This window comes from Streptomyces sp. bgisy159 (assembly GCF_057707805.1).
Window position 1 is genome coordinate 1 of the sequence record NZ_JBYIQX010000048.1, and the last position, 12351, is coordinate 12351.

A 12351-nucleotide genomic window follows, 5' to 3' on the forward strand; every position below is an offset into this window, starting at 1 on the left:
CTTCCGACTTTATCAGAACTTCTCAGTCGGTTTTTCCGGCCCTCCGGAGACTCCCCCGGCGCACGAAGCAACCGGGTTCCCCCCTGGGCGGAGCCGTAAACGTACTGGAGCGGGGCGCCCCGATGCAAATCGAGGTGCCCCGCTCCAGACGCGTCAGACTTCGACCACCACCGGGAGGATCATCGGCCTGCGGCGATAGGTGTCGGAGACCCACTTGCCCAGCGTCCGACGGACCAGCTGTTGCAGCTGGTGGGGCTCGACCACGCCGTCCTGAGCCGAGCGCTCCAGCGTCTCCGTGATCTTCGGGATGACGTCCGTGAAGGCGGAGTCCTCGATGCCGGACCCGCGGGCCTGGACGTGCGGGCCGCCGGTGATCTTGCCCGTCGAGGAGTCCATCACCACGAAGACGGAGATGATGCCCTCGTCCCCGAGGATCTTGCGGTCCTTCAGGGCCGGCTCGCCGACGTCGCCGACGGAGAGGCCGTCGACGTAGACGTATCCCGCCTGGACCTTCCCGGAGATCCGCGCCTTGCCCTCGACGAGGTCGACGGCGACGCCGTCCTCCGCGATGACGATCCTGTCGTGCGGAACGCCGGTGAGCGCGCCGAGTTCGGCGTTGGCCCTCAGGTGGCGCCATTCGCCGTGGACCGGCATCAGGTTCCTCGGACGGCAGATGTTGTAGAAGTACAGCAGCTCGCCGGCCGAGGCGTGACCCGATACGTGGACCTTGGCATTGCCCTTGTGGACGACGTTCGCGCCCCAGCGCGTCAGGCCGTTGATCACGCGGTAGACCGCGTTCTCGTTGCCCGGGATCAGCGACGACGCGAGGATCACCGTGTCGCCGTCGACGATGCGGATCTGGTGGTCGCGGTTCGCCATACGGGACAGCGCGGCCATGGGCTCGCCCTGCGAGCCGGTGCAGACCAGCACGACCTCGTCGTCCGGGAGGTCGTCCAGCGTCCTGACGTCGACGACCAGGCCCGGTGGCACCTTCAGATAGCCGAGGTCGCGCGCGATGCCCATGTTGCGGACCATCGAGCGGCCGACGAACGCCACCCGGCGGCCGTACTCGTGCGCCGCGTCCAGGATCTGCTGGATGCGGTGGACATGGCTGGCGAAGCTCGCCACGATGACCCGCTTGCGGGCGCCGGCGAAGACCTGCCGCAGGACGTTGGAGATGTCCCGCTCGTGCGGGGTGAAGCCGGGGACCTCGGCGTTCGTGGAGTCGGAGAGGAGGAGGTCGATGCCTTCCTCGCTCAGCCGCGCGAAGGCGTGGAGGTCGGTCAGCCGGTTGTCCAGCGGCAGCTGGTCCATCTTGAAGTCACCGGTGTGGACGACCATGCCGGCGGGGGTGCGGATGGCAACGGCCAGCGCGTCGGGAATGGAGTGGTTGACCGCGACGAACTCGCAGTCGAAGGGGCCGACGCGCTCGCGCCGCCCCTCGGCCACCTCAAGCGTGTACGGGCGGATGCGGTGCTCCTGGAGCTTGGCCTCGATGAGGGCGAGGGTCAGCTTGGAGCCGATCAGCGGGATGTCCGCCTTCTCGCGGAGCAGGTACGGCACCCCGCCGATGTGGTCCTCGTGGCCGTGGGTGAGGACGATCCCCTCGATGTCGTCGAGGCGGTCCCTGATGGACGAGAAGTCCGGCAGGATCAGATCGATGCCGGGCTGCTCCTCCTCCGGGAAGAGCACGCCGCAGTCGACGATCAGGAGGCGGCCGCCGTACTCGAAGACGGTCATGTTCCGGCCGATCTCGCCGAGACCGCCGAGCGGGGTGACCCGCAGGCCGCCCTCGGGGAGCGGCGGGGGCGAGCCCAGTTCAGGATGCGGATGACTCAAAAGACTCTCCTCACCACGCGCGCCACGTACCGATCGGGCACGTGGCGCGCGTGACGTTCGTGCAGAAGCAGTTGTCGTTGTGGGGTGCGGGCACCGGTGGCCCGCCTATTCAGTTGTGAAGTACAGGTGCGCGCCCGGGCGCGCGAAGTCTGATGTCAGAGCTGTACCCCGCCGGCGGCAAGATCGATCTTGAGCTGGCCGATCTCTTCCGCGGTGCACTCGACCATGGGCGAGCGCAGCGGCCCGGCGGGCAGTCCCTGGAGGGCGAGCGCGGCCTTGGTCGTCATGACGCCCTGGGTACGGAACATGCCCGTGTAGACGGGGAGCAGCTTCTGGTGGATCTCCGTGGCCTTCTGGACGTCACCCGAGACGAAGGCGTCGACGAGCGCGCGCAGGTCGGGCGTGACCACGTGGCCGACGACGGAGACGAAGCCGACCGCGCCCACGGAGAGCAGCGGCAGGTTGAGCATGTCGTCGCCGGAGTACCAGGCGAGACCGGACCGGACGATGGCCCAGCTCGCGCGGCCGAGATCGCCCTTGGCGTCCTTGTTGGCGATGATGCGCGGGTGCTCGGCGAGCCGGACGAGTGTCTCGGTGTTGATGGGGACGCCACTGCGGCCGGGAATGTCGTAGAGCATCACCGGCAGCCCGGTGGCGTCGGCGACGGTCGTGAAGTGGCGGTACAGCCCCTCTTGCGGGGGCTTGTTGTAGTACGGGGTGACGACGAGCAGCCCGTGGGCGCCGACCCGCTCGGCCTCACGGGCCAGCTCGACACTGTGGTGGGTGTCGTTGGTTCCGACGCCCGCCACGATGTGGGCGCGGTCGCCGACCGCCTCCAGTACGGCTCGTACCAGGTCCGTTTTCTCCGCGTCGGTGGTGGTGGGCGACTCGCCGGTGGTGCCGTTGATGATCAGGCCGTCGTTGCCTGCGTCCACCAGATGGGTGGCGAGCCGCTGTGCGCCGTCGAGGTCGAGTGCGCCGTCCGCCGTGAAAGGCGTGACCATGGCGGTGAGGACCCGCCCGAAGGGGGTCTGCGGAGTGGAGGTCGGAGCCATGGTTACACGCTACTCGTTGCTGACCGCGCGGTCTGCCCTCGGGTGGTCGGGAGAAGTCGGGACAAAGGTGGAGCCCGGCACTGCCTGCTCGGGGGTTCAGGCAGTGCCGGGTCCGTTTGATCAGGCTAGATGAACTTCTCTAAATGCCGCAATACGGACACTTCGGGCAGGTGACCCGTACATGTGTGCCGCCGCCCGGTGGACCGGACGCCGTTACGGGGCCACGCGGCCGTTGGCGTTGAAGGCGGCGTAGGTGAGGGGCATCAGACGCGCCCACTCCTCCTCCATCTTCTCGCCGACCATCTCGATCTCCCGCTGCGGGAAGGACGGCACCTTGGCCAGCTCGTGCTGGGTGCGCAGGCCGAGGAAGTGCATCAGGGAACGGGCGTTGCAGGTGGCGTACATGGAGGAGAACAAGCCCACCGGGAGCACCGAGCGGGCGACCTCGCGTGCGACGCCGGCGGCCAGCATCTCGCGGTACGTGCCGTAGGCCCGGCGGTAGGAGTCCTCCATGGCCTCGCGAGCGAGTTTGTGCTGCTCGGGGCTGCCCTCGACGAACCGGTACTTGCCCGGCCGGCCCTCCTGGACCAGCTTGCGGGAGGTGTCGGGGACGTAGAAGACGGGCTGCAGCTCCCGGTAACGCCCCGACTCCTCGTTGTACGACCACCCCACGCGGTGCCGCATGAACTCGCGGAACACGAAGATCGGCGCGCTGATGAAGAAGGTCATGGAGTTGTGCTCGAACGGGCTGCCGTGCCGGTCCCGCATCAGGTAGTTGATGAGCCCCTTCGAGCGCTCCGGGTCCTTCTGCAGCTCGTCCAGGGACTGCTCCCCGAGCGTGGACACACGGGCGGCGAACAGGACGTCCGAGTCGGCCGCGCTGTGCTTCACCAGCTCCACCGTCACATCGCTGCGGAAATCGAGCTGGAAGTCGTCTTCATCGGGGATCACGGTGCAGGGGGCCTTTCCCGTCTCGCGGCTGGGGATCGCCACTTTACCCAGCTGGGGCGGGCACCTTTGCGCCGGTTCGTTCGTCTTACAGGTGGCAATGTCCGGCTCTGTCCTCGATCGAAGGGAGCTGCACCACAGATGTTCCAGAGCAATGTCACGCCGCCACCGCGTGAGCGGGCGTCCGCCGGCCGGATAGCCGGGCGCTGGCTGCTGGGTCTCACGATCGTGGCCGCCCTGGTGGGATCGCTGGTCCTCGGCATGCCGGCGCTGACGCTCGACCACTCCGCCGAGACCCCGCAGTCGCAGGCGACCCAGGGACGTTGACGCCATCCGGCCCCGATGGTGGTGAGCAGGCATCCGGACGGATAGCCTCACCGGTCACAGCCCACGCATGATCGAGTGAGGACCAGCCGTGCCCCTGCCCTTCCTGACGGCCGATCGCACCGCCGAGGCCACGGACGACGTCGCACTGCCCTACGAGGACCAGGACCGCTGGCGGCGCCCCTACCGGCCGGGGCCGTGGCGGGTGGGGGCCGCCGCGGTGTGCCTACTGCTCGCCTCGTTCGTGCTGTTCGCGGCGGTCGTCATCGCGTTGACCGGCACGGTGGCCGACGCCGGCACGGTCCTCGTACTCTCCCTGGCGGTCATCGCCGGCGCGCTGCGGCTGCTGCGGGTCGGTGTGTGGGTGAGCGCGCGCGGGCTGCGCCACGTGGCGTTCCTCGTGACGCGGACGGTGCCGTGGGACCAGGTCGTCGACGTGCGGACGGTACAGCAGCCGGTGCGCTGGCTGGGGCTTCCGCGGACCGTGCAGGGACAGGCGTTGACCCTCGTTCGGCGGGGGCGTGCTCCGAAGGACACGGCCCCGCTGCTGACCACGCACAACGCCGACTTCCTGGCCCGGCCGGAGGCGTTCGACCGGGCGGCGGACACCGTCGAGGCGTGGGCCGCGGAGCAGAGGCGGGGCTGAGTCGCTCGGCGCTGCCGGTCGCGGTGTCGCACTGGTCAGCGGCTTGCGTGCTCGTCGGCTCACGCCGACCTCGGCTCACGTGGTCTCGTCGACGCGTGGGGTCCTGTCGACGCGTGGGTCCTGTCGACGCGTGGGGTCCTGTCGGAGTACGGGGTCCGGGAGGTGTGAAGGGGCCGGTCCGCAGTGATGGCGGGACGGCCCCTTCGGGGTGCGGCTCGGGATCGGGCGTGCGGCTCGGGATCGCGGCAGGGGCGAGTCCGACGCGGCGCGGCCGGGGTGCGGTGCGGCGGTCAGGCTTCGACGGTTCTGCCGTCGTGCAGGGCAATCGCGCGCTGCATCGCTTTGCGGGCGCGTGGGGTGTCGCGGGCGTCGTGGTAGGCGACGGCGAGGCGGAACCAGGTGCGCCAGTCGTCCGGGGAGGCCTCCGTCTCGGCCTTGCGCCGGGCGAAGACCTCGTCGGCGGAGTCGCGGTCGATACGGCCGCTGGGCAGCCGCTTGAGTTCGTCGGTGGGCAGACCGCCCTCGGCGTCGAGTTCGGCGGCGAGGGCGTTGGCCCGGCGGACGAACTGCGTGTTCTTCCACAGGAACCACAGGCCGATGACCGGCAGGACCAGTACCGCCACGCCGAACGTGACGGTGATGATCGTGCCGGCCTGTATGAGCATGACGCCGCGGCTGCCGACCAGGACGAAGTAGAACACCAGGACGGCGGCCGTGATGACGTAGGAGATCTTCGCGCGCATCTGAGGCTCCGGATCAGCTCAGGTCCAGGAAGTGCTCCAGGCCGATGGTGAGACCCGGGGTCGTCACCACCCGGCGGGCGCCCAGCAGGATGCCCGGCATGAAGCTGCTGTGGTGGAGGGAGTCGTGCCGGATGGTGAGCGTCTCCCCCTCGCCGCCGAGCAGGACCTCCTGGTGGGCCAGCAGGCCCCGCAGCCGGACCGCGTGCACCGGGACGCCGTCGACGCTGGCGCCCCGCGCGCCGTCCAGGGCCGTGGCCGTGGCGTCGGGCGCGGGGGCGGTCCCGGCGGCGCGGCGGGCCTCGGCGATGAGCTGCGCGGTGCGGGTGGCGGTGCCCGACGGGGCGTCCACCTTGTTCGGGTGGTGCAGCTCCACGACCTCGACCGACTCGAAGTACGGCGCGGCGATCTGCGCGAACTTCATCGTGAGGACGGCCCCGATGGAGAAGTTGGGCGCGATGAGCACGCCGGTCTCCGGGGATTCGGCCAGCCACCCCTTGAGCCGCGCGAGGCGCTCGTCCGTCCAGCCCGTCGTACCGACCACGGCGTGGATGCCGTGGCGGACGCAGTAGTCGAGGTTGTCCATCACCGAGGCGGGCGTGGTCAGCTCCACGGCCACCTGCGCACCGGATCCGGACAGCGTCTCCAGCGTGTCGCCGCGGCCGAGAGCGGCGACCAGCTCCATGTCCTCGGCGGCCTCGACCGCCCGTACGGCCTCGGAGCCGATCCGGCCCTTGGCGCCGAGGACCGCCACGCGCAGCTTGCTCATCTTCCTGCTTCCTTCGAGAGGGACTTACGCGGCCTGGAGGGTCAGGCCACGGCGTCGTGCAGACGCGCGGCCTGCTTGTCCTTCAGCGGTCCGATGACGGACAGCGAGGGACGCCTGCCCAGGATCTCGCGGGCGACCGAACGGACGTCGTCCGGGGTGACCGCCGCTATCCGGGCCAGCATGTCGTCCACCGACATCTGCTCGCCCCAGCACAGCTCGCTCTTGCCGATGCGGTTCATGAGGGCGCCCGTGTCCTCCAGACCGAGCACGGTGGAGCCCTTGAGCTGACCGATGGCGCGGTCGATCTCGTCGTCGGACAGCCCCTGCCGGGCGACCTGGTCGAGTTCGTCGCGGCAGATCTTCAGCACATCGTGGACCTGGCTCGGGCGGCAGCCGGCGTAGACGCCGAACAGGCCGCAGTCGGCGAAGCCCGAGGTGTACGAGTACACGCTGTAGGCCAGGCCGCGCTTCTCGCGGACCTCCTGGAACAGGCGGGAGGACATGCCGCCGCCCAGGGCGGTGTTGAGCACGCCCAGTGCCCAGCGGCGCTCGTCGGTGCGGGACAGGCCGGGCATGCCGAGGACGACGTGTGCCTGCTCGGTCTTGCGGCCGATCAGCTCGACCCGGCCCGCGGTGCGCAGGGCGCGGCTGCCGTGGCGCGGGGCGATGGGCACGGCGTCGGTGTTCGTCAGGGCGCCCGCCTTCTCGAAGGCGGCGCGCACCTGCCGTACGACCTTGCCGTGATCGATGTTGCCGGCGGCCGCCACGACCAGGTGGGTGGGGTCGTAGTGCTTCTTGTAGAAGCGGCGGATGCGGTCGGCGGTGAGCGCGTTGACTGTGTCGACGGTCCCCAGGACCGGGCGGCCCAGGGCGTTGTCGCCGAACATCGTGTGCGCGAAGAGGTCGTGCACGCAGTCGCCGGGGTCGTCCTCGGTCATCGCGATCTCTTCGAGAATCGCGCCGCGCTCGACGTCGACGTCCTCCTCGCGGATCAGGGACCCGGTCAGCATGTCGCAGACGACGTCGATGGCGAGCGGCAGGTCGGTGTCGAGCACACGCGCGTAGTAGCACGTGTACTCCTTGGCCGTGAACGCGTTCATCTCGCCGCCGACCGCGTCGATCGCGGAGGAGATGTCCAGGGCGCTCCGCTTCCGGGTGCCCTTGAAGAGCAGGTGCTCCAGGTAGTGGGTGGCGCCGTTCAGGGACGGGGTCTCGTCGCGGGAGCCGACGTGCGCCCAGATGCCGAAGGTGGCGGAGCGCACGGAGGGCAGGGTCTCGGTGACGATGCGCAGACCGCCCGGGAGGGTGGTCTTGCGGACGGTGCCGATGCCCGCGGAGCCCGGGATGAGGGTTTGGGTACGGGCGACGGCCCGCGCCTCGGAGGAGGTGCGGGCCGTCGCCTTGGAGCTACGGGACGTCACTTGTCGGCGTCGTCCTTCTTGTCGGCGGTGTCGGCTTCCTCGCCCTCGATCACCGGGATGAGGGAGAGCTTGCCACGGGAGTCGATCTCGGCGATCTCGACCTGGACCTTCTGGCCCACGCCGAGGACGTCCTCGACGTTCTCCACGCGCTTGCCGCCGGCCAGCTTGCGGATCTGCGAGATGTGCAGCAGACCGTCCTTGCCGGGGAGCAGGGAGACGAAGGCGCCGAAGGTGGTCGTCTTCACGACCGTGCCCAGGTAACGCTCGCCGACCTCGGGCATCGTCGGGTTGGCGATGCCGTTGATCGTGGCGCGGGCGGCCTCTGCGGCCGGGCCGTCGGCGGCACCGATGTAGATGGTGCCGTCGTCCTCGATGGTGATCTCGGCGCCGGTGTCCTCCTGGATCTGGTTGATCATCTTGCCCTTGGGGCCGATGACCTCACCGATCTTGTCGACCGGGATCTTCACGGTGATGATCCGCGGCGCGTTCGGGGACATCTCGTCGGGCCGGTCGATGGCCTCCATCATCACGTCGAGGATGTGGAGACGGGCGTCGCGGGCCTGCTTGAGCGCGGCGGCCAGGACGGAGGCCGGGATGCCGTCCAGCTTGGTGTCGAGCTGGAGGGCGGTCACAAACTCCTTGGTGCCGGCGACCTTGAAGTCCATGTCGCCGAAGGCGTCCTCCGCACCGAGGATGTCGGTGAGGGTGACGTAGTGCGTCTCGCCCTCGATCTCCTGGGAGATCAGGCCCATGGCGATACCGGCGACCGGGGCCTTCAGCGGCACACCGGCGTTCAGCAGCGACATGGTGGAGGCGCAGACCGAGCCCATGGACGTGGAGCCGTTGGAGCTGAGCGCCTCGGAGACCTGGCGGATCGCGTACGGGAACTCCTCGCGCGTCGGCAGGACCGGTACCAGGGCACGCTCGGCGAGGGCGCCGTGGCCGATCTCGCGGCGCTTCGGGGAGCCGACACGGCCGGTCTCGCCGGTGGAGTACGGCGGGAAGTTGTAGTTGTGCATGTAGCGCTTGCGGGTCACCGGGGAGAGGGTGTCCAGCTGCTGCTCCATGCGGAGCATGTTGAGGGTGGTGACGCCCAGGATCTGGGTCTCGCCACGCTCGAACACGGCGGAGCCGTGGACCCGCGGGATGGCCTCGACCTCGGCGGCGAGGGTGCGGATGTCCGTCAGCCCGCGGCCGTCGATGCGCTTCTTCTCCTTGATCACGCGCTCGCGGACCAGCTGCTTGGTGAGCGAGCGGTACGCGGCGGAGATCTCCTTCTCGCGGCCCTCGAACTCCGGCAGGAGCTTCTCGGCGGCGAGCGCCTTGACGCGGTCCAGTTCGGCCTCGCGCTCCTGCTTGCCGGCGATGGTGAGCGCCTGGGCGAGCTCGGGCTTGACGGCGGCGGTCAGTGCCTCCAGCACGTCGTCCTGGTAGTCCAGGAAGATCGGGAACTCGGCGGTCGGCTTGGCGGCCTTCGCGGCGAGGTCGGCCTGCGCCTTGCACAGGACCTTGATGAAGGGCTTCGCGGCGTCCAGACCGGCGGCGACGACCTCCTCGGTCGGCGCCTCGGCGCCGCCCTCGACCAGCTTGATGGTCTTCTCGGTCGCCTCGGCCTCGACCATCATGATCGCGACGTCGCCGTCCTCCAGGGCGCGGCCCGCGACGACCATGTCGAAGACGGCGTCCTCGAGCTCGGTGTGCGTGGGGAAGGCCACCCACTGGCCGCGGATCAGCGCGACGCGGACGCCGCCGATCGGGCCGGAGAAGGGCAGACCGGCCAGCTGCGTGGACGCGGAGGCGGCGTTGATCGCCACAACGTCGTACAGGTGGTCGGGGTTGAGCGCCATGATCGTGGCGACGACCTGGATCTCGTTGCGCAGGCCCTTCTTGAAGGACGGGCGCAGCGGGCGGTCGATGAGGCGGCAGGTGAGGATGGCGTCCTCGGACGGCCGGCCCTCGCGGCGGAAGAAGCTGCCGGGGATCTTGCCGGCGGCGTACATCCGCTCCTCGACGTCCACCGTCAGGGGGAAGAAGTCGAGCTGGTCCTTGGGCTGCTTGGAGGCGGTGGTGGCCGACAGCACCATGGTGTCGTCGTCCAGGTACGCCACGGCGGAGCCGGCGGCCTGCTTGGCCAGGCGGCCCGTCTCGAAGCGGATGGTGCGGGTACCGAAGGCGCCGTTGTCGATGACGGCCTCGGCGTAGTGGGTCTCGTTCTCCACTAGCGTTTTCTCCGTTACTTGTCTGCGTGTCGTCTTTTGTCCCGCGGCTGCCCGTGTGGCAGGGGGACGGTCACGGAGAAGCGCTCCTTCTGGTGCGGGCCGGTCTTCGATCGAAGCACCCGGGGCTTCCTTCCCCCCGGGGGCCACTACCGAGGACCGGCGGCGGCGAGGCGCGCTTCTCCTCTTCTTTGTGGTGCTGTGTCGTCCGTATTGCGTGTGCGTTGTGCTACCACACTACAAAGCGTGAGTGACACTCCGCATGTTTCCGTGCGTTCGGTCCGTACATGGAGCACGTCAGGTCCGTACGTACAGCAAAGGGAGCGGCTCCCGATGGTTCCGGGAACCGCTCCCTCCAGGGCGTCTTACTTGGCGCCCGCCGCACCGCGGCGGATGCCGAGGCGGTCCACCAGCGCACGGAAGCGCTGGATGTCCTTCTTCGCCAGGTACTGCAGCAGGCGACGGCGCTGACCGACCAGGATCAGCAGGCCACGACGGCTGTGGTGGTCGTGCTTGTGGGTCTTGAGGTGCTCGGTCAGGTCGGAGATCCGACGCGACAGGAGGGCGACCTGGACCTCGGGGGAGCCGGTGTCACCCTCCTTGGTACCGAACTCGGACATGATCTGCTTCTTCGTAGCGGCGTCGAGCGACACGCGTACTCCTCATGGTCTGTGTGTGGCCACCGAGTGCCCCCGGTCTGCTTCTCGGGGGAGCTTCCATGACTCGGAAGGCGGGGATCCGCTGAGCGCGGCCTCCAGTGCTTCGGGGCTCCGGGGGTGCGTACACGAACGGCCGTCACACAGGGTACCAGGCTGGAGGGATACGTCTGTCCGTGGCCGGACTCACCCCGTCAGGGAGCGAACGGTGGTGAGGACGCCCACAGCCGCGAGGCAGAGCGGCACCAGTGTGAGGAGAACGGTGGCTTCCGCCAGGTCGAGGAAACGGCCCCAGAAGGGGGACAGACCCTTGCGCGGGACGATCAGGCCGATCGCGACGATCACCGCGGCGCCGGTCGCGCTCGCCGCCGTCAGCCAGGTCGTCCGCAGGTCCAGCGCACCCCGGTCGCCGTGCAGGACGAACTCCGTCAGGGCCTCGGTCGGCGGGTTCAACGCGAGCCCGACGACCAGGAGCGCCACGGCTGCGATGCCCGCGACGAGGGCACAGGTGACCTGCGACGTGTAGCGGAACAGCCGGGCGCGGATCAGCATGGACAGCCCGGCCGCCAGAGCGAGGAAGCGGCCCCACAGGTTGTCCGAGAAGCCGAGCACAGCGGCGGAGGCCACGACGACTGCCGACGCGCCGCCGACCAGGCCCAGCAGCATCTCGTGGCCACGCCGCGCCTGGGCCGCGACACGCTCGGCGTCGAGCGGCTCCGCGTCCGGACCCTGCGCGGGGTCCAGGTCGAAATCGCCTTGGCCGGCCGAGTGCGGGGAGGCGTAGCCGATCGGCAGCCGCGCGAAGCGCGCGGACATACCGGGGAGAAAGGCGACCAGGCCGATCGAGCACGGAGCGCAGACCGCGGCGGTGGCGGTCGCCGAGGCGCCGGCGACGATGGCCATGAAGGTGGCCAGGGAGCCGACCGCGGCCAGCAGGGTGGCGGCGACGAACGGAGCGTCCGAACCGGGTGCGAGCGCCACGAGGGTGACCGAGGCGACCAGGACGGTCGCGCAGCCCAGCATGAACTGCAGCTTGCCCGGGCCCTGACCGTCCCCCGGCGCGACGATCCCTGAGCCGGCGATCATCAGCAGTGGCAGCGCCCCGAGCCCCAGGGCGACGGCAGAGGCACGGTCGGCGTAGACACGCGCGCGTACCCCGGAGAAGGCGGTCAGCAGCAGACCGAGCCCTCCGGCGATGACACCGGGCAGAGCGTGCATATCGTGCCGGACTGGATCAGCGAACCAGAGGACGAAGGCGGTCAGCAGCAGGAGGAGGGCGCCGCCGATCAGTCCCGCGACGCGCAGAAGCTCGTCGCTCCACAGGTGCCGGTCGCGGACGACGGCCGAGGCGACGGCGTCCGAAACGTCGTCGTAGACCGCGGGCGGCAGTGACTCGGCGAACGGCCGCAGGCCGAGCACCTCACCGTCGAGGACCTGTTCGTCGGCGAGGGTGCGTGCGCCATCGAGAACCCGGCCGTCCCTGCGCACCAGGTGGTATCCCGTGGGGGTCCCGGCGGCCTGAGTCTGTCCCGTCAGCCGCAGAATCTCCGGATAGACGTCAGCCACGGGGATGTCCACCGGGAGTGCCACGTCGACGCGGCCGTCAGGCGCCACGACGGTCACTCGGCAGAATCCGGTAGCCGCGGTCGTACTCACCTTCACTGACCCCCTGATTCGCGGATGCGCACGCTGCGGTGCGCAACCCTACCCACATCCGCTGTCGGAGGCGGCAAGTAG

Annotated in this window: 11 protein-coding genes; 2 read left to right on the forward strand and 9 right to left on the reverse strand. The window is 69.7% G+C overall.

Translation table 11 applies throughout. From position 1 onward, the window contains the following. Nucleotides 1-153: 153 nt before the first annotated feature. The 3 genes from AC3ET3_RS31045 to thyX form a co-directional block, all read right to left on the reverse strand. Nucleotides 154-1839: a ribonuclease J gene (locus AC3ET3_RS31045; protein WP_432139390.1), complete on the reverse strand. Its 1686-nt coding sequence runs from the start codon at nucleotides 1837-1839 to the stop codon at nucleotides 154-156. 155 nt (nucleotides 1840-1994) lie between these two features. Next, a complete protein-coding gene (dapA, locus tag AC3ET3_RS31050) occupies nucleotides 1995-2894 on the reverse strand; it encodes a 4-hydroxy-tetrahydrodipicolinate synthase (RefSeq protein WP_432139389.1) in 900 nt (299 codons plus the stop codon). 213 nt (nucleotides 2895-3107) lie between these two features. Continuing rightward, the gene (gene thyX / locus AC3ET3_RS31055) at nucleotides 3108-3845 is read right to left on the reverse strand and encodes an FAD-dependent thymidylate synthase (protein WP_432155630.1); all 738 of its coding nucleotides are present in this window, start codon (nucleotides 3843-3845) and stop codon (nucleotides 3108-3110) included. Between the two features lie 138 nt (nucleotides 3846-3983). Here thyX and AC3ET3_RS31060 point away from each other — a divergent pair, with 138 nt between their 5' ends. Next, on the forward strand, nucleotides 3984-4169 hold the full coding sequence (locus AC3ET3_RS31060; RefSeq protein WP_432139387.1) for a hypothetical protein: 186 nt from the start codon (nucleotides 3984-3986) through the stop codon (nucleotides 4167-4169). Nucleotides 4170-4257: 88 nt separating this feature from the next. Then, entirely contained in the window at nucleotides 4258-4812 is a 555-nt protein-coding gene (locus AC3ET3_RS31065) for a hypothetical protein (protein ID WP_432139386.1), read from the forward strand. A gap of 290 nt (nucleotides 4813-5102) precedes the next feature. Here the strand turns inward: AC3ET3_RS31065 and AC3ET3_RS31070 are convergent, their stop codons facing one another. The 6 genes from AC3ET3_RS31070 to eccD all read right to left on the reverse strand — a co-directional run bounded on the left by AC3ET3_RS31070 (nucleotide 5103) and on the right by eccD (nucleotide 12270). Beyond that, a complete protein-coding gene (locus AC3ET3_RS31070; RefSeq protein WP_432139385.1) occupies nucleotides 5103-5555 on the reverse strand; it encodes a tetratricopeptide repeat protein in 453 nt (150 codons plus the stop codon). A gap of 13 nt (nucleotides 5556-5568) precedes the next feature. Continuing rightward, nucleotides 5569-6321, reverse strand: a complete 753-nt coding sequence (gene dapB, locus AC3ET3_RS31075; protein WP_435613319.1) for a 4-hydroxy-tetrahydrodipicolinate reductase — start codon at nucleotides 6319-6321, stop codon at nucleotides 5569-5571. A 41-nt stretch (nucleotides 6322-6362) separates the two neighbouring features. After that, the gene (locus AC3ET3_RS31080) at nucleotides 6363-7742 is read right to left on the reverse strand and encodes a M16 family metallopeptidase (protein WP_432139383.1); all 1380 of its coding nucleotides are present in this window, start codon (nucleotides 7740-7742) and stop codon (nucleotides 6363-6365) included. Then, a complete protein-coding gene (locus tag AC3ET3_RS31085; RefSeq protein ID WP_432139382.1) occupies nucleotides 7739-9961 on the reverse strand; it encodes a polyribonucleotide nucleotidyltransferase in 2223 nt (740 codons plus the stop codon). The genes AC3ET3_RS31080 and AC3ET3_RS31085 overlap by 4 nt, the downstream gene beginning before the upstream one ends. A 362-nt stretch (nucleotides 9962-10323) precedes the next feature. Further along, nucleotides 10324-10611, reverse strand: a complete 288-nt coding sequence (rpsO, locus tag AC3ET3_RS31090) for a 30S ribosomal protein S15 (RefSeq protein WP_010042739.1) — start codon at nucleotides 10609-10611, stop codon at nucleotides 10324-10326. 189 nt (nucleotides 10612-10800) lie between these two features. Next, complete coding sequence (gene eccD / locus AC3ET3_RS31095; RefSeq protein WP_432155629.1) at nucleotides 10801-12270, reverse strand: type VII secretion integral membrane protein EccD; 1470 nt, start codon at nucleotides 12268-12270, stop codon at nucleotides 10801-10803. Nucleotides 12271-12351 lie beyond the last annotated feature (81 nt).

Excerpts from the sequence above, each read along its gene's own strand:
- dapA (WP_432139389.1), bottom strand. The coding sequence starts at position 2,894 with ATGGCTCCGACCTCCACTCCGCAGACCCCCTTCGGGCGGGTCCTCACC.
- AC3ET3_RS31060 (WP_432139387.1), top strand. The coding sequence starts at position 3,984 with ATGTTCCAGAGCAATGTCACGCCGCCACCGCGTGAGCGGGCGTCCGCC.
- AC3ET3_RS31070 (WP_432139385.1), bottom strand. The coding sequence starts at position 5,555 with ATGCGCGCGAAGATCTCCTACGTCATCACGGCCGCCGTCCTGGTGTTC.
- dapB (WP_435613319.1), bottom strand. The coding sequence starts at position 6,321 with ATGAGCAAGCTGCGCGTGGCGGTCCTCGGCGCCAAGGGCCGGATCGGC.